General features: G+C 42.5%; 20 protein-coding genes, 2 pseudogenes and 1 riboswitch. Of the genes and pseudogenes, 5 read left to right on the top strand and 17 right to left on the bottom strand.

Annotation, left to right across the window (positions count from 1 at the left end; genetic code table 11):
* Positions 1-142: 142 nt before the first annotated feature.
* From ACKTT9_RS11670 to ACKTT9_RS11660, 3 genes are all read right to left on the bottom strand, one after another.
* Positions 143-1,015, bottom strand: a complete 873-nt coding sequence (locus ACKTT9_RS11670) for an alpha/beta hydrolase family protein (protein ID WP_407871683.1) — start codon at positions 1,013-1,015, stop codon at positions 143-145.
* Between the two features lie 577 nt (positions 1,016-1,592).
* A complete protein-coding gene (locus ACKTT9_RS11665) occupies positions 1,593-1,940 on the bottom strand; it encodes an Asp23/Gls24 family envelope stress response protein (RefSeq protein ID WP_407871682.1) in 348 nt (115 codons plus the stop codon).
* A 250-nt stretch (positions 1,941-2,190) separates the two neighbouring features.
* Positions 2,191-2,754 carry a hypothetical protein gene (locus ACKTT9_RS11660; RefSeq protein WP_407871681.1) on the bottom strand — a complete coding sequence of 188 codons (564 nt, stop codon included), beginning with the start codon at positions 2,752-2,754 and terminating at the stop codon, positions 2,191-2,193.
* Between the two features lie 176 nt (positions 2,755-2,930).
* On the opposite strand from ACKTT9_RS11660, the gene ACKTT9_RS11655 reads away from it, so the two are divergent.
* The 3 genes from ACKTT9_RS11655 to ACKTT9_RS11645 all read left to right on the top strand — a co-directional run bounded on the left by ACKTT9_RS11655 (position 2,931) and on the right by ACKTT9_RS11645 (position 5,524).
* Positions 2,931-3,257, top strand: coding sequence for an ArsR/SmtB family transcription factor (locus ACKTT9_RS11655; protein ID WP_407871680.1), 327 nt, complete (start codon positions 2,931-2,933; stop codon positions 3,255-3,257).
* 155 nt (positions 3,258-3,412) lie between these two features.
* On the top strand, positions 3,413-5,074 hold the full coding sequence (locus ACKTT9_RS11650) for a SulP family inorganic anion transporter (protein WP_407871679.1): 1,662 nt from the start codon (positions 3,413-3,415) through the stop codon (positions 5,072-5,074).
* 210 nt (positions 5,075-5,284) lie between these two features.
* A complete protein-coding gene (locus tag ACKTT9_RS11645) occupies positions 5,285-5,524 on the top strand; it encodes a LysR family transcriptional regulator (RefSeq protein WP_407871678.1) in 240 nt (79 codons plus the stop codon).
* 64 nt (positions 5,525-5,588) lie between these two features.
* Here the strand turns inward: ACKTT9_RS11645 and ACKTT9_RS11640 are convergent, their stop codons facing one another.
* The 6 genes and pseudogenes from ACKTT9_RS11640 to ACKTT9_RS11615 all read right to left on the bottom strand — a co-directional run bounded on the left by ACKTT9_RS11640 (position 5,589) and on the right by ACKTT9_RS11615 (position 9,952).
* Positions 5,589-6,536, bottom strand: coding sequence for an EamA family transporter (locus ACKTT9_RS11640; RefSeq protein ID WP_407871677.1), 948 nt, complete (start codon positions 6,534-6,536; stop codon positions 5,589-5,591).
* Between the two features lie 80 nt (positions 6,537-6,616).
* Positions 6,617-6,717, bottom strand: a riboswitch (purine riboswitch).
* Positions 6,718-6,840: 123 nt separating this feature from the next.
* Positions 6,841-7,251, bottom strand: a complete 411-nt coding sequence (locus ACKTT9_RS11635) for a DUF5412 domain-containing protein (RefSeq protein WP_407871676.1) — start codon at positions 7,249-7,251, stop codon at positions 6,841-6,843.
* Between the two features lie 99 nt (positions 7,252-7,350).
* On the bottom strand, positions 7,351-7,587 hold the full coding sequence (locus ACKTT9_RS11630) for a DUF3953 domain-containing protein (protein WP_407871675.1): 237 nt from the start codon (positions 7,585-7,587) through the stop codon (positions 7,351-7,353).
* Positions 7,588-7,805: 218 nt separating this feature from the next.
* The gene (locus ACKTT9_RS11625) at positions 7,806-8,798 is read right to left on the bottom strand and encodes a DUF3231 family protein (protein WP_407871674.1); all 993 of its coding nucleotides are present in this window, start codon (positions 8,796-8,798) and stop codon (positions 7,806-7,808) included.
* Positions 8,799-9,167: 369 nt separating this feature from the next.
* A pseudogene (locus ACKTT9_RS11620) lies at positions 9,168-9,290 on the bottom strand (SDR family NAD(P)-dependent oxidoreductase); the annotation flags it as partial.
* A gap of 47 nt (positions 9,291-9,337) precedes the next feature.
* Entirely contained in the window at positions 9,338-9,952 is a 615-nt protein-coding gene (locus ACKTT9_RS11615) for an NAD(P)H-dependent oxidoreductase (RefSeq protein WP_407873016.1), read from the bottom strand.
* Between the two features lie 152 nt (positions 9,953-10,104).
* On the opposite strand from ACKTT9_RS11615, the gene ACKTT9_RS11610 reads away from it, so the two are divergent.
* Positions 10,105-10,464: a helix-turn-helix domain-containing protein gene (locus tag ACKTT9_RS11610; protein ID WP_157325075.1), complete on the top strand. Its 360-nt coding sequence runs from the start codon at positions 10,105-10,107 to the stop codon at positions 10,462-10,464.
* A 369-nt stretch (positions 10,465-10,833) separates the two neighbouring features.
* Here the strand turns inward: ACKTT9_RS11610 and ACKTT9_RS11605 are convergent, their stop codons facing one another.
* The 4 genes and pseudogenes from ACKTT9_RS11605 to ACKTT9_RS11590 all read right to left on the bottom strand — a co-directional run bounded on the left by ACKTT9_RS11605 (position 10,834) and on the right by ACKTT9_RS11590 (position 13,843).
* A complete protein-coding gene (locus ACKTT9_RS11605) occupies positions 10,834-11,238 on the bottom strand; it encodes a hypothetical protein (RefSeq protein ID WP_407871673.1) in 405 nt (134 codons plus the stop codon).
* Positions 11,239-11,403: 165 nt separating this feature from the next.
* Positions 11,404-11,804, bottom strand: a pseudogene (locus tag ACKTT9_RS11600) (NUDIX hydrolase).
* A gap of 192 nt (positions 11,805-11,996) precedes the next feature.
* Positions 11,997-12,227: a hypothetical protein gene (locus tag ACKTT9_RS11595; protein WP_407871672.1), complete on the bottom strand. Its 231-nt coding sequence runs from the start codon at positions 12,225-12,227 to the stop codon at positions 11,997-11,999.
* A 44-nt stretch (positions 12,228-12,271) separates the two neighbouring features.
* Positions 12,272-13,843 (bottom strand): FAD-dependent oxidoreductase, encoded by a 1,572-nt coding sequence (locus ACKTT9_RS11590; protein ID WP_407873015.1) that lies wholly within the window; start codon positions 13,841-13,843, stop codon positions 12,272-12,274.
* Positions 13,844-14,268: 425 nt separating this feature from the next.
* Here ACKTT9_RS11590 and ACKTT9_RS11585 point away from each other — a divergent pair, with 425 nt between their 5' ends.
* Entirely contained in the window at positions 14,269-14,541 is a 273-nt protein-coding gene (locus ACKTT9_RS11585) for a hypothetical protein (RefSeq protein WP_407871671.1), read from the top strand.
* 381 nt (positions 14,542-14,922) lie between these two features.
* Here ACKTT9_RS11585 and ACKTT9_RS11580 read toward each other — a convergent pair whose 3' ends face one another.
* The 4 genes from ACKTT9_RS11580 to ACKTT9_RS11565 form a co-directional block, all read right to left on the bottom strand.
* Entirely contained in the window at positions 14,923-15,129 is a 207-nt protein-coding gene (locus ACKTT9_RS11580) for a hypothetical protein (RefSeq protein ID WP_407871670.1), read from the bottom strand.
* A gap of 13 nt (positions 15,130-15,142) precedes the next feature.
* Entirely contained in the window at positions 15,143-16,555 is a 1,413-nt protein-coding gene (locus ACKTT9_RS11575; RefSeq protein ID WP_407871669.1) for a hypothetical protein, read from the bottom strand.
* A 159-nt stretch (positions 16,556-16,714) separates the two neighbouring features.
* Positions 16,715-17,626, bottom strand: coding sequence for an aldo/keto reductase (locus tag ACKTT9_RS11570; protein ID WP_407871668.1), 912 nt, complete (start codon positions 17,624-17,626; stop codon positions 16,715-16,717).
* A 151-nt stretch (positions 17,627-17,777) separates the two neighbouring features.
* Positions 17,778-24,785: a sialate O-acetylesterase gene (locus tag ACKTT9_RS11565; RefSeq protein WP_407871667.1), complete on the bottom strand. Its 7,008-nt coding sequence runs from the start codon at positions 24,783-24,785 to the stop codon at positions 17,778-17,780.
* Positions 24,786-24,983: the final 198 nt, after the last annotated feature.

The raw sequence follows: 24,983 nt of genomic DNA, 5'->3' as shown, positions 1-24,983 counted from the left end.
CCGCTGGGGGAAACCAAGTGATTATATACTGAACTATCAAATGATAAAGTAAATTCCTTTCCAATATTTTTACCTCCACCCCAGCAGCCTCAGTTTTTTGTCAAACTACCGTCACCCGTTAGTTTGAAGATCCAAGAAATGCTTACATTTTATTGAACTTATCAATACTATCAAGAATTGATTTATCTAAGGAAGTAAAATGATCGCCCTCCATGAGAATAATGTCAACGTTCTTACCATTTTCTTTTGCTATTTGAACGAAGGAGTAACTTTCCTTTAGGTGATCGTTATCTTTGTTACCGACATAAACAAATAATTTTTTTTGAATACTCTCTGTAAATTTATTCGGCGATCTCAGTGTCACTTCATTCGTATCTTTAACGTTAAACGGTGCAACCTTATCCCAGCCACTTTTTAAAAATCTTTCTTGATCTGGTGCTGCACCATAACTGGAAATTGCTTTATATGGAGATGGCATCATGGATGCGAGCAACGAAACTGTTCCACCCGAACTATGCCCAGCTAAAAAAACTCGATTCGGATCCACTTCTTTTAATGTTAAAAGGAATTCTCCAGCCGAAATAACATCGTTAACTTCACCAAAAAAAAATTCAAAGTTTCCCGAATTTCCATTCTCCCCTCTTAACATTGGGGCTAAAACTATATATCCTGCGTCTTGAAATTTTTTTGCATCGATCCAATCATCTATTCCGAAAGCAAATCCTCCATGAACATATACAACAGCAGGGTGTTTCTTGCTATCCCCAGGCACATTAGATAACCAAGCTTTAAGGGTTAAATTACCTGAATTATATTTAATTTCCGAAACTCCTTTAGGAGGTGGATCATTGGTATATTCCTGTGGTGCCGGTCCCTTTTTAATAAGTTTTGTCTGGAAATTTGACCTACTTTTCTCTAAACCATTTAAATTATCATTGTTATCTTTATGTTCTGATGAGCATGAAGTTACTATTATGCAGCATAAGACCAATAAAATAAAAAACTTCTTTTTCATCAAGCAGTCCCTTCTTGATATCGTTTACTCAGCTATCGTTCTTCGTCGTATTCTTAATCCAAAAATAAAAGGTAATAGCGAGAATAAGCAGCAAAGCACCGCTTAAAATTGGTAAGTATGTAAAAGCTTTGATTGCCTCATCGGATGTACTCCAACTGGACGCTCCTAATGGTCTCGAATTATTGAATGAAAGACTTCTTATTATCCTGAACAGTTATATTCTTGCCCCCACATTTTGGACAATAGGACACCTCAATTAGTTCAAGGTTTTCAATGAAACCTTTAACATTGCAATCGTGGCACGCTATTGATAGTACCTCGTTTGAGTTTTCCATTAATTTCTTTATGCCTCCATTTCATTTCTCTACTCATATATATTTATTTACTTTTTCCACTTCCCCTTCTTTTTTTATTAGATTTGTTCTGCTTCAAAACAATACAAGAACAGATGATTAAACTAACATAAACGACAATAACAATCCAAAGTCCTATTCCATTCGCACTCAATAGATACCTCTCTGCTTTTTTGATTTTTTCTCTCTCTTGCATTCTACCTTTTGAGTTAAAGCTCATGTAGTTAAAGTTCTATAAACAGGCTTTCAACTATTACATTTACGTTTACAACTCTAAGCCCAGTCATGTTTTCCACAGACTCTCTAACGTTTTCTTGAAGATCTCGGCTTACGGCCTGAATATTGGTACGGTAGTTGACGATGACATGTAGATTAATGGTTGCTTCAGATTCCAAAACCTCGACAAACACACCTTTTATGGCGTTTTTTCCTCTAAAACGCTTAGTAAGACCTTCGGAGATGCTGCCTGACATAGAAGCGATTCCAGGTGTGGCTAGGGCAGCGATACCAGCTATAGTAGAAATAACATCGTTTGATATACGAATTAAGCCATATGAAGTTTTCTTGGACATTTGGATTCCTCACATTCTATTGTTTCTTATGTGATATTTTACGCTAATGATCAATTTACTCTCATTCATTATCAGCCTCATCCCATTTTCGGGAGTACGCTATCTTCGTTGCCCAAAATGTTAAGCCCAGTATGATGAATAGGGCAACAACTCCTAAAATGATTGCACCAACCATTCGATAACACCCTCCCGTATTATTAATTTGTATAGTAATTGATTTTTTTCTTTAAAGTTCGTGATTATTTCCCCCCTAATTTGTATTTTTTATGGCTTGTCGAAAGTTTTCAAAATCTTTAATTAAATAATTAAGCCTCTGTATAAAATGAGTAGTCATTTCCGAATCCTTAGCAAAATCAATCTCATCAATCAGCTCATCCAATTCACTAGCCAATACAATAAAGTCGATATTATCCTTATCTCTACTCAACTTATTTTTAAGGTCATTCGCTAGCGCCTCACCCAGTTCTCGCATAACAGTAACTTCAAAATGAGTCTTCATTTTCACTAATGCCGGGGTATAATCCTTTCTAAAATCAATACCAGGCACTTCACCCCAAAATGTATGCCAGTCCTTAAGCAATCCTGCTTTGTAATATAATAATTTTAAATATCCGCATAACCAAGACGTGCAACTTGTATTTCTATTTTGACAACCTATTCCGTTTATTAAATGTTTACAACTGCGGCAACAAGAACCGCCGTTCTGAATACAGATCTTACAAATATGGTCTGCCCCTAATCCATTTAAATGTCGCATACCAAAGTCGATAAGATACTTTCTTGTAGCAATATACAATTCATCACCAACCAGCATTCAAAACCATTCCTTATTTCTTAATTTTTAAATAACAAAATATTTGATTTTATAGATATTTATAATGATACTATAAAAGAACGCAAAGGTCATTTCAAGCCTTTACCTTCGTGCTTTCCGGTTTGTGTTATGATATTCTATATATATAAATTGTCAAACATTTAGGGGAGTACGCTATGTATCAAGAAATACAGCATTTTAAAGCCGATTTTTTTAAAGCGTTAGCACACCCATTACGTATAAGAATCCTTGAGGTTTTAGTTGAGGGCGATAAAAACGTGAACGAGATACAGACAATATTAGGTAGCGAAGGTTCTACAGTTTCTCAGCAGCTGGCTGTGTTAAGAAGTAAAAACGTTGTGCGTGGGATTAAAGACGGGACCTCAGTGATATACACGCTAACAGACCCCTTAATTAAAGACCTACTTATTGTTGCTAAGCAAATTTTTGACAACCATCTTGTAAATGCTATTTCAATGTTAGAAAATATAAAAAATCAGTGATATGTAAAAAGGGATGAATCGGGTTTGTTCTCGATTTACTCCCTTTTTTTATTCGTTTAATTTTCAGGAAAAATGAAATTGACACACAATAGTTTTACATATATGATTTTATATATATTCAAATAATTAAATATTAATATATGGTGGGATTAGGTATGAAATTTTCTTTTAGTGGAAGATACCATGGTTATAATGGGAAAAAATTTCAAAAGGACTTGATTTCGGGGCTTATTGTAGGTATTGTTGCCATTCCATTAGGAATGGCTTTTGCAATTGCCTCAGGCGTAAAGCCAGAATATGGGTTATATACTACGTTTGTCGCAGGAATACTAATCTCATTTCTTGGTGGTTCAAAATTTCAAATTGGTGGTCCTACCGGAGCATTTATACCTATATTATTTGGCATTGTCATGCAGTATGGATACGAAAACTTGCTTATTGCTGGATTTATGGCGGGAGTCATTTTGCTATTCATGGGGATTTTTAAACTGGGTGGTATAATTAACTTTATTCCACGTCCTGTTACAATTGGTTTTACCACAGGGATTGCTGTTACCATTTTCACAGGACAAATTGCGAATTTCCTTGGATTACATAATCTTCAAAACCATCAAGATTTCCTTTCCAATATGAAGGAATTAATTCTTCATCTTTCAAAAATAAATATGTATAGTGTCTTAACCGCAGTGATATGTCTAGTGCTTATTATTGTCACACCAATGCTTTTTTCTAAAATCCCAGGATCATTAGTAGGACTATTGATTTCTACGGTTGTAGCATCCATTTTCTATCCTGACAAAATTGCTACCATCGGCTCCATCTACGGCCCAATTCCCAAAAGCTTGCCTAACTTACACTTACCTTCACTCTCAATTGAACATATTCAATCTTTAATAAAGCCCGCATTTGCAATAGCCATATTAGGTGGTATTGAATCATTACTCTCTGCTGTAGTTGCTGATGGAATGTCAAGAACCAGACATAACAGCAATCGCGAATTGATTGGTCAAGGTATCGCTAATATGATAACTCCATTGTTCGGGGGTATTCCAGCTACAGGTGCTATTGCTCGAACCGCAACAAATATTAAAAGCGGAGCAGAGTCTCCCTTCTCAGGGATCATTCATGGTATAGTCGTCCTGTTAGTTTTGTTATTATTTGCTCCGTATGCTTCGAACATTCCGCTTGCAAGTATGGCACCAATTTTAATTGTTGTTGCTTGGAACATGAGTGAGCGTAAAGAGTTCGCACATGTTTTAAAGAACAAAACTGCGGAGTCATTCGTTTTACTTATTACCTTTCTTCTCACTGTATTTACTGATCTGATAACTGCCGTTGAAGTTGGATTAATCTTATCAGCTATCATTTTTTTGAAACATATGAGCAACCTTTTAGTTATTGCAAAGATCTTACCGGACTTAACCAAGAAAAATGATCAAATAACAGTACCTGTTATTAATGAAGAATATAATTGCCCTCAAATTAGTATCTACTCCGTCGAAGGAGCTTTGTTTTTCGGGGTTGCAAATAAATTCGAAAACTCTATCATGGAAGAAATAAATAAACAATCCAAAATATTAATTTTGGAGATGGGCCGTGTACCCTACCTGGATATAACGGGTGAATCCAATCTATCAAATGTAGTTAAGCAATATAGAAAACACGGTGGTATAGTAATCATTTCCGAATTACAAGACCAACCGCGCCATATGTTAAAAAAAACAAGATTAGACGAATTCATTGGGTACGAACACTTTTTTGAAAAAACAGGTGAAGCATTTAGCTATGCATTAACCAAATTTAGCTTTCCTAAATAAATTTGAGTTAGAGCATTTTACGCTTAGAGAATGCCTACTCATTTTGTCTTTAATCAAAGGGCTACCACGCGGTAGCCCTTATTTTTACAATATTTGAGTGCGAATGTAGTTCTCTTCGTAATAGTTGAATCTTACTTTTTATCTGTAATAATTAATCAAACTATTGAGGTGGAAAATGGAAAATGAAAAATTGGAAGCGTTTCTGTCGGTTTGCCAAACGTTAAACTTCACAAAGCTTCAAAACATTTGCATGTTTCACAGTCTGCTATAACAGCAAGGATTAAAGCATTAGAGAGCACTATAGATATTCATCTTCATCTAATTTATCAATTGGGTGAGTTTTATCCCTTTGAGGTTGCTCCAATAATTAAAAAAGGAACAGCTGCCTGCCGCGGCGAACTGCTCCCTTGTCATATGTCATACAACTATCGTTCTTCGTTAGCGCAATGATCGATTTTAGAAAAAATGATCAATTAAAGCATATTACAATATTTAGCCGGTTGCGGCTTTTGTTTCAACCGGATACGGTATCTACGCGACCGGCCCATCTCGTTCGCTTCATCAGTTCGGGAAACGCAACCGCAAGCAGTACCAACAAGACCCCCGCCCATTGGAGCAAGCTTACGTGCTCGTGTAGAACGATGGATGACAGCATAACCGCAACAGGCAACTCGGCGGCACCGAGGATGCCTGTCAAACCTTCTCCAATTTTCGGAACCCCTACCGCGAACAAGACTGGAGGCAAGAACGCGCCAAACAAGCCGAGCAGTACCCCAAACGGAAGCAATCCCTCCAATAGCGCGTGGTTGAACAGAAAGCTGGGTGGGAACAAGAGAAATACAAATAACATCCCCCCTGTAACCATCCAGGCACTTCGGTTTATCGGATGCATGGAAGGCACAGCTTTGCCACTGAACAGAATAAACAACGAGTAGCTTATCGCGGACATAAAGCCAAATATGACGCCCTTCCAGTTAAACTCAGACAAGCCTTGATCAAGTATACCGGCCGCTAGCCATGTCCCTCCAAACAGGACGATCAGCGTGATCAACATGATGCCGTTCGGACGCCTCCTCTGTTCGACCGAATTGATCAAAACCCCCATCCATGTGAATTGGAATAGCAACAGAATGGCTAGCGAATTGGGAATATATCGCAGGGATTGGTAATACAACAAGCCTGTTACAGCTGTAGGCACACCAGCGACCATCAGGATGACTCGATGCCTCCACGATAACTTCGTGGCAGCCGTCGTGGAAGAAGACGTCGTTTTAACGTTTCCGCTCCTTCTTCCCTTCCATTTCACGAATAGAACAAGAGTCCAAGCCAATACGAACCCCGTCAACAATTGACTTCCCACGATTTCTCCGAGCGTATAACCTTTTGCGTATGCTTTTGTAACGATTGTCGATAGAATGCCGTAACAGACCGCGCCTAACAAAACCAATAATCTGTATTTCATCGTTATGATTCCTTCCTTGGGTTTCCTCTACTTTTTATTGGAAACAAAAAAACTTCCTTACTATCGAATATAGAATCGTTGAAACTCGATTCCATATTCGTAGCAAGGAAGTTAAGGCTTCCTGTAGAGACCCCCACCCTGTATTTCATGGGGTTATACGAATGTATTGTTGATTCCTCAAACTAAAGCAAAACAACATAACAAATAATAAGGCGCTCGCTCGAATTTGTCAACTGATGCCTGCTGCCATGATGTCGTTATTAAGCTATAGTGTCCCATTTGCTTAATTCTGTGAATAGAAAATTCACTCTCTCCTAAAATCGAATTTCTCATTTGGTAATCTTAAAACATGACCATTAATTTCGACAGTATCATCGTCAATCCATACGATATATGCGTTCTCTTCTCTATAATTCCAATAAATATTCTTTTTCTTCGAGCTTTTGTTGGAAACAAGTTCTGCTCTTACAGCAAAATCAGTCGTTGCTCCTCCACTTGAAACATACGCATTAATTGTATATTTGCCGTTGGGGGAGTTTGATTGTTCAATTAATTCACCTGTCGGGAGCCGATTCATGTCAAAGAAGGCCCAGTAAATCCCATAACAAATTAATCCAATCAACAATAAGCCAATTGAAAACAAAAATTTAAGCACATTTTTTTTGGTTCTCTTAATTTCATAAATAATGTTTTTCTCATCGCTTGATTGCTCCATATTTCTCCACTAATAATGACCTAATTTAATATTCTTAAAGTATCACCCAAATTTACTATTGCGCTGAAAAAATACCATTTTTTTATTCAAAGTGTCCTTTTAGTTCAAAAAGAAGCCCTGTAAAGAGACAAATAAAATAAACAAAGAAACTAAAATACTTAAATACCCCCAAAATCCTTTTCTGTTTCTTTGATGTTCGACTAATCCTGTCACCAACATAAATATCGCAAGAGTTAACATCAAAAAAGGCATTAATTCAAAGTTTTTTGTAATTAGAAGGTAACTAGAAAAACAGATAACGAATATCGCAATAATAACTTTGCTTTTTTTCAACATTCTACTCACTCCCATCAAGGTCCCCGAACATTATATACTCAGAACCTTCTGCTATATAAAATTCCATGTATTAACCTAGGTTTTGCCTCCTAAACATAAGTTATATTTTAACACATATTGGAAGTATCCTCCCCATTACTTTAATGAAAAAGGGAGCTGCTGCCTACGCGGCAAACTGCTCCCTTTTTTGGAACGAACATGGTGTTCTGGTTAATGACTTATTTATTTATGAATTTACTACGGTCAACTGCCTCTGGTGGTTTTTCTAACCATCCATTTTCAATCAAGAGATTTGCACCATCTTCCACATATAACATTACTTCCGCTTGGCATTTCAAAAATAAAGCACCAATATCTTTTCTACCGTCAAGCGATATGCCATTGGCATACTCCCTTATTTTCACATTAAACATGTCAACTTTATGAAAAACCATGATTTTATCAGAAAATGGTGAGACTGTCGAAGAAGTCACGAAATGATCTATTAGTGTCGGGGAGGGCAATCCATCCTGAGACAACTTTTCTGTTAATGATTCAATGTGCTTTTGATTAATATCTTTTCCGCGTTCTAGAAATGTTCTTACCTTATTGTCATTTGCTACTTGAGCAAATCCAATAATAAGTGCTTTGCTTGTGATATCGTTATTCAGATTTCCGAAGATATGCGCAATTTCTAATCCTTGTAGGGGTCTGCCTTTTCCGAAAAAAGAGCCTAGAAACTTTTGACTATGTACAAAATCAACTTTTTCTGGGGGCTGAATGACTGGCGAATTCATTAGCTCATTTTTAGATTCTGAAATTACCGCAACCACGGACTGCAATTTCATTGTATCTTGAACGCATTTGATAAAAAAATCCCGGATATCTCTTCTTGTAACCAACGGTACAGCAATCGAGTAGAGACTCATACCAGCTTTACTCGCATATTTCAAATAATGAAGATAAAACTCATCAATAAACAAACGAGGCGCATTCAAATTCACGTCACTATCAGTAAACCCAAGAGGTATAGGAAAGTCTGCTTGATTAAAGAAGAACTCAATTGTTTGGATATTATTATTGCTTAACTCCAATGCATATTCTAAAGTCACTTTAATCTCGGGATCATCTACATTCTTCAGATAATAATTGAGCATGCACTTTCCCATTGAATTTCCGATATAAGTCGCCCAAAGTTTCCCCATTTCAGTTCCTGTGAGCACAGATTTCATAATTACTTAGTCCTCTTTTCTAGAGTCAAAAGGTGTGAAAGCATTATTAATCTTACCCAATAAGAAATTCAATATGTAAAATTTATTATTTATCCTCAATCGTCCTTTACTTTTAATCAAGCGATAAAGAACTTCAAATTTATTGAGGCAAACTTACAGTTCGAAAATTTAAAGTCTTTGATCTAAAAGACTTTAAATTTTCGAAATTGCTTTAAATCGCTCATTCAACTATCGTATCCGTTAGCTCAATGAGTCAGTTAAATAGTATCCCTTTAATGTTTGCTTCGAAGGCATCTACAGCCTTGGCAGAGTTATTACCCAACACGTTAGCTATTTACGTCCCATATTATCCAAAGGCGTCCTGCAGAACACAGTTTCACGTCGTCCGCAGACAATGGCCGTATCACCAGCTTTGATAAACCGCTCTGCAATAGCTAGACCAATTCCAGAACCTCCGCCAGTGATCAGTATCGTGTTCCCTGAAAGTTTCATCTGAGTTGCCTCCTTGTTTTTTTAATTAAAGTATCTAGTTCCCCTTATTAGAAACGTGTGGCAACATCCTTAGCACGAGCAATTGCCTCTTCTTTAATGGCTGGAGCTCGCTCTGATGATGCTGTTCCTTCAACAAAAATGGCCTCCATAGATTGAATCCCATAGAACTGCAAAATTTTTTTCAGATAGCTGTATCCCATTTCAACTTCAGAAAGCGGACCTTCCGAATAAACGGAACCGCTAGCTTGAATGTGCATGGCTTTCTTACCGGACAACAGACCTTCAGGACCATTTTTAGTATATTTGAACGTCTTGCCCGGAATTGAAGTCGCATCCGTGTATGCTTTCAAAACCGGCGGGATCGAGAAATTCCACATGGGGGAAACATACACGTACTTATCGGCAGCCACGTATTGATTGACAATCGCGTCAAGTCGAGCTACTTTTAATTGCTCGGCTTCGGATAGTTGATCGAAAGACGAACCCGACCGAAGCTTTTCCCAGCCTCGCAAAACATCTGCATCGAATTGCGGAATATTCTCTTTGTACAAGTCCAAATAAACAACTTCATCTGTTGGATTAGCTTCACGGTAAGCTTCAATAAATTCATTACCTACCGCGAGGCTAAAAGATTCCTGAGGATCAAGGGGATGTGCGGTGATCTACAATACAGTTGCCATAAATCAAAACTTCCTTTCTGTAATCAACTTGAGTACACTTTCTAGATTGATCATACAATATACACTTACTTATTTAAAGTAGGCACAATAATGTGGTATAGTATTAAAAAAGGTACTGTAACGGAGGTCAACTTATGCAAAAGAACCCTGTCCAATGTCAATTCGTTGCGGCGCTGGATTCGATCGTAGGCAAGTGGAAGCCTATTATCCTTTATCATTTGCTTCAAGGCAAACCTCTGCGGTTCAATGAGCTAAGAAGATTGCTGCCCGATATCACGCAAAGGATGCTTACGCTCCATCTGCGCGAAATGGAGGAGGAGGAGCTCGTTAAACGAGTCATTTATCCGCAGATCCCACCGAAAGTGGAATACTCCATCACGGAATACGGCATGAGTCTGTCTCCAATTCTGGAAGCCTTACATCAATGGGGAGCGGCCCATGTAGAGCGAAAGCAGCTTAATAAGGAGAATAATGAACAAACAGAAACGGACTAGCGTTCGAAATTACGCTAGTCCGTTTCATTCTGTAGTGATTCAAAAAATATAACGAAAGTGAATATAAGGTATGTCTAGTACAGCGACCGAATCACACAAAGTTATTTCTGACCTTACTTTTTGCACATATGTTTTCCTTAAATGCTTAGCCTCTTCGAAGTATTTCACAAGAAGGCACCTCATTTTTTTTGTGTTAATATTGGAAATATTCAACACAACTTATGGAATGTATTGCGCTAACCTCCCGTTAGCGTGAAAAAGGCAGCCGCTTTGTATCGGCTACCTCCACTGGTGTGTTTATAAGTTATAGTTCCACGTTAGACTGTACCTATCTCTTCCCTACCTTCCGTCGGGAAAGAGATAATGTAATCATTCAATAATGGGTTTGATTTTCTTTCCACTTTCATTATAAACTGTATACCCTCCGCGAACCGTGATCCAAATCTCGTTATCTGTGTGGAGATCGGCTTGGAGCCCTCGGGTCGTTTTAGGAAAAAACAGCAAATGATTATCCGGAATCGAGGTTCCTGGCTGAAGATCCAAACCTGCAGTCAGATCCGGAATACCTTCTTTATCCGTAGCCACAGCCACTGTTTTTCCCATTCGTACGATCATTTGGGAGCCCGGTTTTCCGTAAATCGTTTGCTCTCCAACCAACTCTACATTAGTAATGCGATTTATGTTCTGAATCGTTAACAATGCCTTAATTCCTATGATTAGTGCAGCGATTGCAATTATTGCAATAATGCCCCCGCGTAAATAAGTTAGTTTCATATTAATGTTGGCACCCTTTCTTTTCTTACCATTGGTGATACTAAAATGTAGTTACCGATTACTCTAATAAAAATTAATAGAATTGCTACTCCTCAAAGTGTAATTGATGGGTATAAGAGGAAGCAAGTTCCATGTACCTATTTCATATCAGTGCTTCTCAATCTATTATTCTTTAAATTCAATAAGAAAAGGATGAGTTTGCTTGCTTAAAGCCATATCCACTCTGTCCATGAAATTCCCCCAAGTTATCAACCTCCGTGCATCTTCCAATGAAAAGTAACCTACCTCATCGCTCTCATTACTTGTTGTTAACGAACCGCCAACTGGTTTAGCTGTAAAATGTTATTACACACACCGCGTGTTAGGTTCTGGTACAATCCACAGAAATTAAGTAGTTCAACTTCGATTCCAGTTTCTTCCTTCACCTCTCGAATAGCAGCTTCCCGAATAGTTTCCCCTTCTTCTACACATCCCTGTGGCATTTCCCATCCACGTCGACCTCGCATTAATAGAATTTCATTATTTTCGTTGAGAACAATTACACTAGCTGAGACGATAAATTTCATTAGGTTCACCTCCAAAATTTACTTTTTCACATAACCGCTTTTGCGTACTAAAGTATACTTGTTTGGGGACTCTTGAACAAGATTACCTAACTATCAATCCTTGTCCGATCCCTCGGGAAATGAGGGCATAAATCGAAAAAGCCGCATAACATGCGACTTTTAATGTAACCCTATTCTTGTCACCAGACAAGTTTATCTTTGCTTTCTGAATTTATGTACTTCTATTATCAATTCTATTGAACAAAAAGCAATCGTCAAAATACCGATAAAAGATAGAATATAGATCATACATCTAACAGTAATATAAGCAATTGGCATGCTATCGAAAAGACTTTTTATTGTACTTAGAGCAATAGAATTATTTAAGAAAAGAAGGAGTACTCCAGCTACTATCCCGTAAAGCAAATTTTTTTTATGATCCATAAAAAGCCCCCTTTTTAAGAACAAGTTGATCTTTGATAGGTTGTTTATACAGCTCCAATCTTAGGCCATGCCAGTTCGATGCCGTTCGCCGTCAATAATGCTTGAAGTTCTTTGAGCTTTGCTGCGTCAGCGCGAACCTCACTTGGGGTCATGCCTTGGTTCAAACAAAAGGCAGCCGTATAGCCAGCAGACTCCCCAATATTCCATTCAACGGGATGAAGCCTGTAGCAACCATTGGTAATGTGGGTTGTTCCTATATTTTTACAGGCAGCTAGCAAGTTCGTAACCTTCTTGGGAATCAGACTTCCTAATGGGATCTGAAAAGGCAACGAAGAAATATCGAGGAAGTTCCGTCCCGTCATACTCGGATGCAAATCGATTCGGTAACATCCGATGCCTACGCTGTCAGGGAACTCTACTGCCCCTTGATCGCCTCGGATAGCTGTGCTTACGTGCTGTTCCAAAACCGTAAATTCCGCTTTGATTCTACGGGATTCCCGAATATACGGCGCCTGGGCCATACCATCAGCGGTCCCGACGACGTCCGGACGCAGCCTCAACCCCGGATAGCCCACTCCCCCGTCAGGCCGAGGAGCTTCCGTCTGCAGCCAATATAATAAAGAAAAGCTCAGTTGTTTCGCTTGATATAGATGCTTTTCGGCCAACTGTTCAGTTACATCATAAACATTTCCAAGAAAGTAATCGTTCTGCGCCCAATTGACTAACGAAATGTCCGACGTGTATGTCCCCGCCGCGAAGTTCGCTTTATCCACAATTCGGCGATAGATAAACAAAGGGTATTTATCCGTACCGGGAAACAGCGTTTCTTCCGTTGGTTCCAACGTCTTGGGATCAGGCGATACCCAGTTCAATTGCGGATTCGGCCAAAATGGTGCCTGAAATGAACGCCAGAACTCGTAATCATGAGGTTTATCTATGACATGATTCTCTCCTTCGAAATAGTCCATCGCAAAGCAGTAAGTAAAAGCCTGGATATCATGAGGATCCGCGGGACCCTCCAAGGCATGAGGTTCGTTTGTTTCTGACTTCGATTCTGCCCCAGTTACATAGTCGACTTCCGCAAGTGGCAGTACGTCCCCACATTCTGTTGCATCAAGAAAATAAGGTGCGTGAACAGTCAGCTTTTCTCCGTTTTCGCGTTTAACTGTAACGGCTTGGATCTCGTCGCCATGTCTACACGCTTTTACGATTTTACTTCGTGTGTGGATGGTAAGTTTTCCGCTGTTAACGAACGGCGCGAGCATCTGCTGCAATACGGCATGCGTGACACGTGGTTCAGCGCACAGCCGGCTTACTCCACCATTTCCTGGATTCAAATAGTACACCGAACGCCCATACTCGGATAACGGATAGTGTTGACGGTAGTACTCTCTGACCTCGTCGCGAAATTGGCGATAGCTTCGTGTACAGCCGAATTGCTCGATCCATTTGTGCTCGTCAGGCGGCACAGCCTGGCTCGTCAACTGACCGCCAATCCAGTCGTATTCATCGGTCATGTACACATTTTTCCCCATCCTACAGGCAGCTAGAGCTGCAGCGCACCCTCCCACTCCTCCGCCTATTATTGCAATATCTACGTGCAGATCTCGTTCCATGTTCATCATTCAACTTTTACCTCCTTCATCCACATTAGTAAAATTAAGCCTATATAATAGACGGATGGGATCTTCTTAAAGTTGCAAGATTAGCTGAACTTTATAATCTTCCTGGGATTCCTCAGATGAAATCATTTAATGAATGAAAATTAACTTCAAATATAAAAGAACTGTCGAATGACAGATCAACCCATGATCACAGTCATCCCTATGTTGCACTTTGTGCAGCATAGGGGCCTCAGATCAGCCGTTGGCTCCTTCCACGTTGTACAAATTACAACGTGGAAAGCAGGATAGCGCGGTTTTCACGCTATTTTGCTTGAAATTATTGCACTTAGTGCAATGGAGAGTGGGGTGGTGGGCTTTAAAGCTGTTTTATGTTGTATAACGTACAACATAGACATGGTAGCGAGGGGCCGTGGCACATGGCGCTCATGCAAAGTGGTATGGTCACTTGGTGCGAGGCAGTCATGCTGAGCGAGTTGGGTCACTTGACGCAAGGCGGCCAATGCCGAGCGGTATGTTCACTTGTGCGAGGCAGTCATGCTGAGCGAGTTGGGTCACTTGACGCAAGGCGGCCAATGCCGAGCGGTACGTTCACTTGGTGCGAGGCAGTCATGCTGAGCGGTATGGTCACTTGGTGCGAGGCAGTCTTGCTGAGCGAGTTAGGTCACTTGACGCAAGGCGGCCAATACTGAGCGGTATGGTCACTTGGTGCGAGGCAGTCATGCTGAGCGAGTTGGGTCACTTGACGCAAGGTGGCCAATGCCGAGCGGTATGGTCACTTGTGCGAGGCAGTCATGCAGAGCGGTATGGGTCACTTGTGCGAGGCAGTCATGCAGAGCGGTATGGGTCACTTGGTGCGAGGCAGTCATGCTGAGCGAGTTGGGTCACTTGACGCAAGGCGGCCAATACCGAGCTATATGGTCACTTGACGCAAGGCCGCCAATGCCGCGCTATGATTACTTAGCGCGAAACGCTCATTCGCGTTGCGATCAATAAGGCTTAGCTTACCCCAAGCCCAAAACATACAAAAAAGCCTTCCTCCTCAAAAAGGATGAAGGCTTTCACTCATCAATCTATTTCGTCCTCATGACCGTAAATTCTTGCTGCCATAAAATCCTACCGCCAATCTCAAGTCTAGCCCGCAACTGGTTCTGCCCGACCTTCAGCGGTTTGGCAGCTTGGTATTGGAAGAAAGCCCTATCCCACTGAATGGGTGCAACCCATTTTGAATAGGCATGGATGGCCTCTGCCAGTGGGGCTCCGATCTCTTCGATAGTCAACTTGGGTCTTAACTCAGGTGAAGCGTCGGCCGCGAGCTGCTGAGTGCTGTCTGTAAAAGCTACAGGATAAAAAGGGAATGGATACATACCAAGCATTATCACGTATATATCCCACTTGTCGATCTTGCAACTTAAGCTCGTCGCCATCAATCTTCGCACTGTTGTAGTACAAAGTGTAGAAGGACATGTCTATAGCCGGATCAATGCCATCAGTCACAATTCGATCGGAATATGAATTTAACTTCAACCAGACAAGCCCAACATAAGAATCGATCTGGTACCAACGGTTCCCTACGGTATCATCCCAATAACGAATTGGATGTACAATTTGAGGTGAAGCTTGCGCGAATTTATACCAGTTACCTGAGGGATAGTTCATCAACTCCGCATTGGATTTCAATTCTATGGCCACGTCTGTCGGTTTGGCATCCATCGGATCGGCAAACTGTTTATTCACCCAACCATCCCCTGCCGATGTATGAACATGATACCAGATGGGTTCATCCTGTGTGTTCCCATATGGATTATTGTTAATTAGTTCGAACACTTCCACTTTCTGAGGCTGAAGAATGGCCACCTCTTCCCCATAGGAATCAGGTTGTGCAAAAAGCGTTGTTCGCGTATACAAGACTAAGCTTTCTTGGGACTCTTCAACCCTCGCGCCTCGGTAATACATCCACTGAACTCCGCTCTTTGTCTCTACACGATAGCTGGTGCTGTTGAATGGCGAAATGAACTCCGCTGTTATTTCCCCAACACCTTGCGGAATGCTGCTTACGTTCATGAAATATTCTTTCTCAGGGACGACGCTCCGCAGCGTACCAATGCGATTAAGAGGAATTTGAATCCATTGATCACCGAGCCAGGTCGTATGAATCTGCAGCCATGTCAACGTGTTGTAATCGAAATTTTCGGCAACAAACCACCTTTTCGCAGCAGCCACCACCTCGACATCCTGAGGTGCCAATGAACCCGTTGATGGTGAATTGGTATCCGGGTTAGCATACATAAACGTATTGTCCAGCAACGATATTTGCTTCGGCGGAGCGACGTCTAACGCTTTTGTAGGCACATTGATCCACTTATCGCCAAGCCAGGTGTGGACTTTCCACCAATTATACGCATCCGACCAAGGCATGCCTGCCTTGACTACTTGCACCTCCTGAGGAGCTAGATAGCCCTGAGGCGGACCGCCGGAATCTTCGTATTTGTCATAATAAGGGATGTTGCTCAATAACTGAATAACGGCAGGCACTCTACCTGATTCGGGGACCTCCGAAGGGAACATTTCGTGCTGAAACTCTGGCTGCACACTAGGTATGGGCTTCCAAACAACATTTGCTCCTTCCGCTGAAGCGTCGAAAGCAAATGTCATAATGACTTGCGCTCCAACTACAGCCGCAATGGCTGCTTTTTTCCAGCTCATTGGATCACACTCCTATTCATTCTCTCAACTTAAACCGCTATATTGGTTATACTCGGTATTTGTTCCAAAGTTTCCTATATCCGCTCTTTGGATTCAGCATAAATAACACGAGTAGCTTCACAGCTGCGGACTGTGGAGCTACTCGTGTGAAGATACAAATTATCGATGTTGCTCATACCTATTTGAACGTGTCAACTTCTGTAACAAAATGATCTCTTCTTCCCTTAGGGGAGGAGCCTCTGCAACGGCGATGTTCTCCAACAATTGCTCTAGAGAGCTAGCCCCTGGGATGGTCACAGCCACAGCAGGATGCGATAGCACGTAGCGAATAGCAAGCTGACTTAAACTACGGCCATTTACATTGGCTGAATCCAGTAATTTGGGATACAGACTGCTAAGTGAGTCTCCTGTGTAGTCAAGGTAATTTTCCTGAAGCCGTCGTCCCCTATTCGACAGAATTCCTTTCGCCACTGGACCACGGGCTATCATACTGATTGAATGTTCGGCAAGCCAAGGCAGCACTTCTTCCTCCGGCCGTCGATCTAATAAACTATATTGACTCATGACGCTTATAATCGATGATCGATTTGTATATTCTCGAATCACATTTGGACGAATTGAGGATATGCCATAATAGCGGATGACTCCCTCTCGTTTCAATTGTTCAAAAGCTTCGATCGTCTCGTCGATCGGGTCTTCAAGTGTACCGCCATGCAATTGATATAAATCAATATAATCCGTACGCAGCCGTCTCAAGCTTTCTTTAACCGCGGAAAGTATGTACGCTTTGGAGGCATCCCATACCCAGCCCTCTTGGCCAGGAATTCGTCTGTTACCGACTTTTGTGGCAATAATGATTTCGCCACGATTGCGACCTTGAATCGCTGAACCTACGATTTCTTCATTAAGACCATCATCGTACAAATCAGCCGTATCAAGAAAATTTACCCCATGTTCCAATGCTGCATGAATCATAGAAATGGCCTGCTGGCGATCTGTGCCTAACGACATGCAACCTAATCCTATTTCGCCTACCATGAGCTCTGAAGCACCTAATCTGTTTCGTTTCATTATTTTGTATCCCTCCTAAATATGGATCTAATTTCTCTACAATTTATCATATACAATTTTTCACTTGAAGGACAATGTAACAAAACAAGCTCCTGCCTAATAGTTACAAAAAGGCCCTATGCACTCCTATCGGATGCATAAGGCCTTTCATTTATTTCTCTACTCGTACCGTTAGCACGTCACTGGAGGTTACTCCGCTCGCATTGACCAATTCACTCCGGTACTCGTAAGTACCAACTCCACGTCCGGCAATTGCACTCACCGCACTTTGAGCGCCAGGCGTAGCGGCTTGCAGTGATTTCGTTTCGAGCAACACACCATTTTCGTATAAACGGTATTCGGTCGCATTGGTTCCCCACCACATGTTCATAGCAATATGAAAGGTGCCGTCTCCGTCCCAATTATCTTGGGAGAGCACCGGTTTACCCGGCGATGCGTTCGAGATGGTGACAACAAGCGGATTGCTCGTAGTCGTACCGAATGGACTAATGAGCTCGCTCGTGTACGTATAAGTGCCGTTCTGTTTGCCATGCACATCAACCTTAGCCACTTGTGCCGCAGGAGCTGCATCCTTCAACGATTGAGTAGAGATGAGGGTACCATTTTCATACAATTTAAATAAAGTACCGTTATTGCCCCACCACATGTTCATGGTTACTGTGTAGTTGCCATCACTTAATCCCATTGCTTCACCACTGTTCGATGATAAGACTGGCATACCTGGAACCCCTAGAGACACCGCCTTCACCACTGTAATTGTAACAGGATTGGTCTGCACGGATACGCCATTCAGAGTAACACCAGCTGTAATTTGAGCAGTACCTTCAGCTACCCCGGTGATATGCCCCTGCATATCAACCGATACTACCGCGCTGTTGCTTGATCCGTACGTAACTGTGGCTACGGTAAGATCTGCAGGCGCTGCATTGTTAAGCGTACCTGTTACCACCGCTGACGCTGCTGCACCTACTTGAAGTGATGTCGCGTTAACCGCGAGCGTCGCTTGACTCAGGACCGGCGTTGTTGGCAGCGGCTTCGCCACTGTGATCGTCACAGCATTGGTCTGCACGGTTACACCATCCAGCGTTACCTCAGCTGTAATTTGAGCAGTACCTTCGGCTACCGCCGTGATATGCCCCTGCATATCAACCGATACTATCGCGCTGTTGCTTGATCCGTACGTAACTGTGGCTACGGTAAGATCCGCAGGTGCTGCATTGTTAAGCGTACCCGTAACCTGTGCCAAAGCCGTTGTTCCTACTTGAAGTGATGTCGCATTAACCGCAAGCATCGCTTGACTAAGTACCGGCGTTGTTGTTGGCGCTTCGTTTTGAATCGTTATGTCATCCATGTAAGCCGTATAAACGCCATCTCCCGTGTGATCGTATGCGGCAATAACCGCTACGATCGTCTTTCCTATAAAGGATGAATCTAAATGATAAGAGATTTTTTCCCATTCACCTACGGTACCTTTTGCGCTTTTGCCGGTAAATCCTGCCTTGTCGCTTAAATGCGTACCGTCGTCAAACAACAGATCAATGAAAGCATAACGACCTAAGTCATTTTCTGCCCGGATATAGTAAGAAAGCTCCAAATTGTTTTGAACTTTTATTTTTGTTGGCGCAATTCGAGCATAAAGCTGAGTATTTTCGGTACCGTTTTCCGACTTGCCGCTGAATCGGAAGGAATACGCGCCTCTATGAGAGGTATCTTTCTCGATGGCAAAAGCGTCTAAAGCGGGGTCCGAGTGCTGACGCTTCAAAATTTTTGGATTTCCGCGTTCATTTTCATCACCGGGATTGTAAATACCTACGTCAACGTTCGTTAGTTCACCGCCCGCAGCGACGCGTTTTTCAAAACCGTTCCGCCAATACACAGGACCCAACGAATCCTCAATCGGCACCTCATAGCTAACAGGATTGCTTTCCGTAATGTCACGTTTATTCATATCGGCAATAGCTCCCGTCAACCGCAAATAAAAATCGGAAGACAGCCATGTACCTTCAGATGCTTGTGTATACAAATACTGCTCGCCTTTAGGGATCTCGTAGGAATCTTCAGCGCCCTTAATGATGGATGTACCCTCATCAAATTCATCAAACATGGCGATATACGATGTCCTTAAACCATGTTCTCTCAGAAGCGCCGCCTGCGTCCACATGAAATCTCCGCTTTCTCTGCCTATCTCATTCGGCGCCGAATTGACACCATTTCTCAGATTCGACCAAGCAAACCCTGGAAAAATAACAGGTTGGAAGTCAATTCCGTATTGCTCGCAATACGCCATCTCTCTTTCCAATCGTTGGTCAGTCCGCTCCCACCAAGCTTTGGCGTCCTCTGAGCCATTAAACCGTCCTACCGTCCAAGGAGATGCCATATCAAGGGACTGATATACCGCAGCATAATCATTGGTTACCGATGCCCATGTATTATCAGGCAACCCTCCGATCACATAATAACCTCTGTCTTGGAACCAATGAATAAGTGTGAGCGCATTACTTGCACTCGGATATCTGGACGGGTTATCTCCCGCAAGACCCCATAAGCAAACGACCGGTTTCCCATTTGTATAGGCATAACTGGTTGAGCTTACAATACCTTTTCGTTCTATATTGTATACCCAATCTTTTTTGATTCTGTCTACAGCAGCTTCTCTGACACTTCCAGATCCTGACAAATCATACATGACATAAAATAGTTTGTTATACTTTTCAGCTGCATCCTGAACCAGGTTTATATTATTTTTTATAGGACTTTCCGTCACTTCTGTTGAACTATAAAACCGCTGAACCGCTAACCCGTCTATGCCATAATCACGTAACCAAGAAACATGCAAGTCAACCACATCTTTATTCTTGGATGTAAATAACTTGGCTTGTTCGCCGGTTTCCAGGTTATCGAAATTGGAAGGGAATAGAGCATTGTCCGGATACTCCCTTACATCGGGCCAATTTTCAAATTTAAGCTGGCCAACGCCAGGTCTCGTCCCGGAATTCCAATGCACCCAACCCGAATTGGTATCATTGGCAGTAAACCACATCTGATAACCGGCAACCGTCTTTCCAATCATCGTATTACTTGCCGTTTCCCCGGCAAATACAGGTGGAAGGGTCTCATCAATGGCAGGTTCCTTACCACTCTCCACGCGTATACTTTTCACATAAAAATCTCCACCGGAAGCTAAAATCCTAAAATCGGCACCTCCATTTTGCGCTTTCCTCATTTGGGCGTCGGTCACATATATTTTCAGGGTTACCAGATCACCCGTATTATAGAGCTGTATAAAGTGCCTATTATTATAAGCGTTTCCAGTTGATTTTTGACCCAGCTCTAGAAAAGGTTTCTGTGACCCGACATCATAATACTGAATGGTGAAAATAACATCCTCAGCACTTCGAAGGGGAGAATCTGCATTCAAAGTACCATACAGATATTTTTGAGCATTAATGCGCCCAACCGTATCTCCTTTATACTCTTCAACGAAAGTTTGCGCTTCAGAAGAAGGATTACCGTTGTATTTGGCATAAGCCACACCTTGTTCCACGACAGGTTCGCCGAATTCAAGCAAAGTCGAGGAGGTTTCCAGGCTGCCAAATGCAGCTGCCAACTCGGTTGTAGCGGTAGCAATCTGCTCGATAGTGGCATTATTGTTGTCGTACACAGATTTAGCCGCATTCCATTTCGTCATGTAAGCATCCCAGGAAGCTGTGATGTACGAAGTGGAATCCGTAGGCTTCTTGTTCATCTCGGCGAGCAATTCATCTTTGCTGACAGGCTTAACAACCAAAGCGCTTTTTGCCGTATTAACATTGTCAATAGCCTGACCCAGTTTGACAATATCGGTGGTGTTTGCCTGAATCAAAGCGTCTGCAGCCGATTTTGCAGCATTGTAAGCGACCAAGGAGGCAGCGGTATATGGGCTGGTATCTGCAACAAAGGTTGCTTGCAGCTGCGTCCGCATCGTAGCCGCATTAAACGCCAGGTTAGCAGCGGTCAGCTCGGCATCGGTCTTCACACCGGCCGTGGCGCCAACCATGACTTTATCCAGATACAGGCTGCCATCGGTTACACCCGTAAAGGTGAACTGCATATCGGTAATGGCATTCAACAAAGTTTTGGTATCGGTTACAACTTGAGTTCCGTCAAACAATTTACGCAGATTAAAGGTGACAGTCGCATATTTGTTGTCTTTGGCAACGCTTTTTTCATTTAAGCCCGTTTCGGCGACAGCTGCCGTATACGTCTTGCCACCACTTACGAATTGCAGGGCTATTTTGGTAGCGTTTTCATTGGCGTTACGGACATTGACGGACAAATAGTTATAATTGCCGGCTTTAAATTTCAGGCTGTCATAGGTCAGTATCGGGCTGATGCCGATCACTTTACCAGCAGCACCGGTATAGTTGACCTGCAATGCCGAAGCACCTTCCAGCTTCAAAGAGGAAGAATAACCATAGGTAACCGCTGATGTGGTGTTTACAATCCCTGACTTCCAAGATGGATGGAATCCGAAGGAATTAATCGTAGTATCGTTTTGGTCGACGACCCACTCGTCTTTGTCTGCGTACATCCAGCCTTGCTCCGTATAATAGGTGACACTCGGATCTGGAGCACTTGTGCTATCTGCATATGCCGTAGTACGGAAAGGGCTGACCGGAATATAATAACTTCCTTTGGCGGCACCCACCAGATTGGCATTGTTATTGAAATTGTCAAACGCGTAAATGACATCCTTCGGATCAGCAACCATATTGCTCCAAACCTTAACGGTGTTCGGACCTGTAACTTCAGCGTTGGCGGTCACATAGACATGGTCTGCACCTGCAATGCTGAAACCATGAAGGGAGATCCCGTTATAGGATTTAAGGCCTTCCCCGACATTGTCAAAGGTGAGGTTGATGGTATTCCCTGAAACGGTCATACTCTTATAGATTGGAGCCGATTTCAGGTCGTTGGCACCGTACACCAAGCTCATGGCACTATCGGCGAACCGCTGGCCAACCTGTTCTTTCGTACGTGGATGAATCGCACCGGGTGAAGTCCCGTTCAACACATGAGTAAGCGGAACGTCGTAGATCGGGAAGAGCGTCATATTCTTGTCTGCGTTGGCCAAATAAGATTTGGTCATACTCTCAGCCAGCCAGCCGAGATGCTGCGGGTTGGTACTACCCATGTCGTACTGGTCCGGGGCAACCTGTGCTTCGATAAACGGCATGGAGTTGTTTGCAAAACCAAACGCCTCGCTCCAACTCTTTTTCAACAGATTTAATTCGATATTATAAATTTCGCTGCGGTTGGAGTTGCTTTCACCCTGATACCAGATGGTACCAGCAATGTTGGTTCCGGCAAGAGGGCCGATTTTCTGATTGTACAAAATGGACATTTTATTGGCTTCTGTCGGCCACCAGTCGGCATCATAGTACAGTCCGCGTTTCATCAGAGCGGCTTTTACTTCTGCGTCGCCTTCAATAGCCGTACGGGGCAGCCATGCTTCAATGATGGTACCGCCGGTTGCATCGCTGATCACGCCCACAGGAACGTTCAGCTTCGGCTGCAAACTTTTTGCCATGAAATAGGCGGCTGCGGAAACTTTGTTGACTTCGGTGCCTCTATCGCCTGCGCCCCAATACGCTCCGGCAATATCCGGCGTTGGATCAATTGGCTGATCACCCGTTTGCCCCGCTGGGTAAGCCGGAACCAGGAAGAAACGGATGTTATGGTTATTGGCGTTGGCTACTTCGGAAGCGCCTGTCATCGCCGAACCCACATTTAAAGCCATATTGGACTGACCGCCCGCGAGCCATAATTCACCTATGGCAACATCTTTGATGGTCTGAATGACAGTGTTGCCTTCGCTGACAACAATTTTGTAGCTGTCATAGCTGCCGACCCGGGGGGATAAAGCAACATCCCATCTTCTGTTAGCAGCAGCAACGGCCGTCTTCGTTTCAAGGGCTGTAGTCTCATTACCTTTAAACAATTCAACTTTTATATTCTTCCCCTCATCCGAATAACCCCATATATTCATGGGTTTCTTCTGTTGGAACAACATGCCGTCATTAAAGAAGGTGGGCAGTGTGGTGTCATTGGTCGTATCGATTAAGCGGACATTCGATATTTTGATCACCAAATTGTCAGTAAAGGTGGTCGGCCAATTTGTCATATAGAAGCGCATATAGTTGATCTTTGAATAATCAATGGTACCGCCCGTCGCGCCACCGGTAGTCAACATAGCGGAAGCGCTCGATTGGCCGTTTTGCCAGTTCAGCGATCCGACACTGAAGGCTAGTTCATTGGCGTCATTGTGGCCGCTGCTCGTAAGCTCAACTTGGCCTGCAGCTTGTGACATCACCGTAATATTACCAGGATGAGTCAGGTTTTCGATCTCGGTATCCATGACCAATTTAACTTTTCTGATATCATGGTGTGAAGCGTCAATTGGTGGAAATTGGACAGCAAAAGAGGCTGTAGGAGTTCCGGCACTGCCGCCACCGGTAATGTTAAACGTCTTGGTGAAGGGGATATTAGCCACTAGAGGTGTGGTGTCGTATTGCACCGGTGGCACCGGAACGGCCGGACGGGACGTATCCACGATATTGACATCTTTCATCCGAATGACATAAGCGTCTGGCTTAACAGTGAAGTTAAAATACTCTAAACGGAAAAACCGGATGTGAGCCAGGTCGACTGCTGCAACATTGCCCATGGCTGAAAATGGAAGCAACACGTCATTCCACCCCGGTTGGATCTCTGTGCCGTCTGCTCTTTTCAAATCCTTGGAGTTATACATTAAGTAATGCCCGCCGATTTGATTATCCGACACTTCAAATCGGCCGTTGCCGCCGATTGTTTTCATCAAATCATTGATATTGCCGGGATGATCATTATTCTCGACATAGAGCTGCAAACTCACGGCTAGATTGGCTGGAGCTACTGACGACACATCGAAATCAATCGTGTTGATATAGCCCGATCCAAATCCATACCGCGTAGGATTGGTTAACGTATAGGGCTTAAGCTCCCTTTTATCCATAATTTTCTGCACAATGTAGTTATCCATAATGTCTTTAGCAGCCTTAGCTGAACCTGGTTGTATCATCGTGATGGGCAGTATCAACATGATGGATAAGAGAACAGCCATTAGTTTTTTTGCCTTCATGCCATGTACCTCCTGTTTTAATTAAGCTTTTTAGCAAAACATAATAGGAACCCGCATAAATCTTCCCTTCCGCTTCTTCATTCGGATTATGGATCCATTATCACTTTATCCCCCCATTCGACCTTTAGAGAAATCGCTTACATTCACTTCCTTTATTTACTATATCGCTCTCCTAAGCTTAATTAAATGATGTTTCTT

This window comes from Paenibacillus sp. P36 (assembly GCF_045866505.1).
GTDB lineage: Bacteria > Bacillota > Bacilli > Paenibacillales > NBRC-103111 > Paenibacillus_E > Paenibacillus_E chondroitinus.
Note: the sequence above shows the minus strand (reverse complement) of the source record. Positions and strands in the feature narration are given on the sequence as shown.

What these genes read in the sequence shown, in the direction of transcription:
- ACKTT9_RS11670 (WP_407871683.1), bottom strand. Translation starts at nt 1,015, where the DNA reads ATGAAAAAGAAGTTTTTTATTTTATTGGTCTTATGCTGCATAATAGTA.
- ACKTT9_RS11665 (WP_407871682.1), bottom strand. Translation starts at nt 1,940, where the DNA reads ATGTCCAAGAAAACTTCATATGGCTTAATTCGTATATCAAACGATGTT.
- ACKTT9_RS11660 (WP_407871681.1), bottom strand. Translation starts at nt 2,754, where the DNA reads ATGCTGGTTGGTGATGAATTGTATATTGCTACAAGAAAGTATCTTATC.
- ACKTT9_RS11655 (WP_407871680.1), top strand. Translation starts at nt 2,931, where the DNA reads ATGTATCAAGAAATACAGCATTTTAAAGCCGATTTTTTTAAAGCGTTA.
- ACKTT9_RS11650 (WP_407871679.1), top strand. Translation starts at nt 3,413, where the DNA reads ATGAAATTTTCTTTTAGTGGAAGATACCATGGTTATAATGGGAAAAAA.
- ACKTT9_RS11640 (WP_407871677.1), bottom strand. Translation starts at nt 6,536, where the DNA reads ATGAAATACAGATTATTGGTTTTGTTAGGCGCGGTCTGTTACGGCATT.
- ACKTT9_RS11635 (WP_407871676.1), bottom strand. Translation starts at nt 7,251, where the DNA reads ATGGAGCAATCAAGCGATGAGAAAAACATTATTTATGAAATTAAGAGA.
- ACKTT9_RS11630 (WP_407871675.1), bottom strand. Translation starts at nt 7,587, where the DNA reads ATGTTGAAAAAAAGCAAAGTTATTATTGCGATATTCGTTATCTGTTTT.
- ACKTT9_RS11625 (WP_407871674.1), bottom strand. Translation starts at nt 8,798, where the DNA reads ATGAAATCTGTGCTCACAGGAACTGAAATGGGGAAACTTTGGGCGACT.
- ACKTT9_RS11610 (WP_157325075.1), top strand. Translation starts at nt 10,105, where the DNA reads ATGCAAAAGAACCCTGTCCAATGTCAATTCGTTGCGGCGCTGGATTCG.
- ACKTT9_RS11605 (WP_407871673.1), bottom strand. Translation starts at nt 11,238, where the DNA reads ATGAAACTAACTTATTTACGCGGGGGCATTATTGCAATAATTGCAATC.
- ACKTT9_RS11595 (WP_407871672.1), bottom strand. Translation starts at nt 12,227, where the DNA reads ATGGATCATAAAAAAAATTTGCTTTACGGGATAGTAGCTGGAGTACTC.
- ACKTT9_RS11590 (WP_407873015.1), bottom strand. Translation starts at nt 13,843, where the DNA reads ATGGAACGAGATCTGCACGTAGATATTGCAATAATAGGCGGAGGAGTG.
- ACKTT9_RS11585 (WP_407871671.1), top strand. Translation starts at nt 14,269, where the DNA reads ATGGCGCTCATGCAAAGTGGTATGGTCACTTGGTGCGAGGCAGTCATG.
- ACKTT9_RS11575 (WP_407871669.1), bottom strand. Translation starts at nt 16,555, where the DNA reads ATGAGCTGGAAAAAAGCAGCCATTGCGGCTGTAGTTGGAGCGCAAGTC.
- ACKTT9_RS11570 (WP_407871668.1), bottom strand. Translation starts at nt 17,626, where the DNA reads ATGAAACGAAACAGATTAGGTGCTTCAGAGCTCATGGTAGGCGAAATA.
- ACKTT9_RS11565 (WP_407871667.1), bottom strand. Translation starts at nt 24,785, where the DNA reads ATGAAGGCAAAAAAACTAATGGCTGTTCTCTTATCCATCATGTTGATA.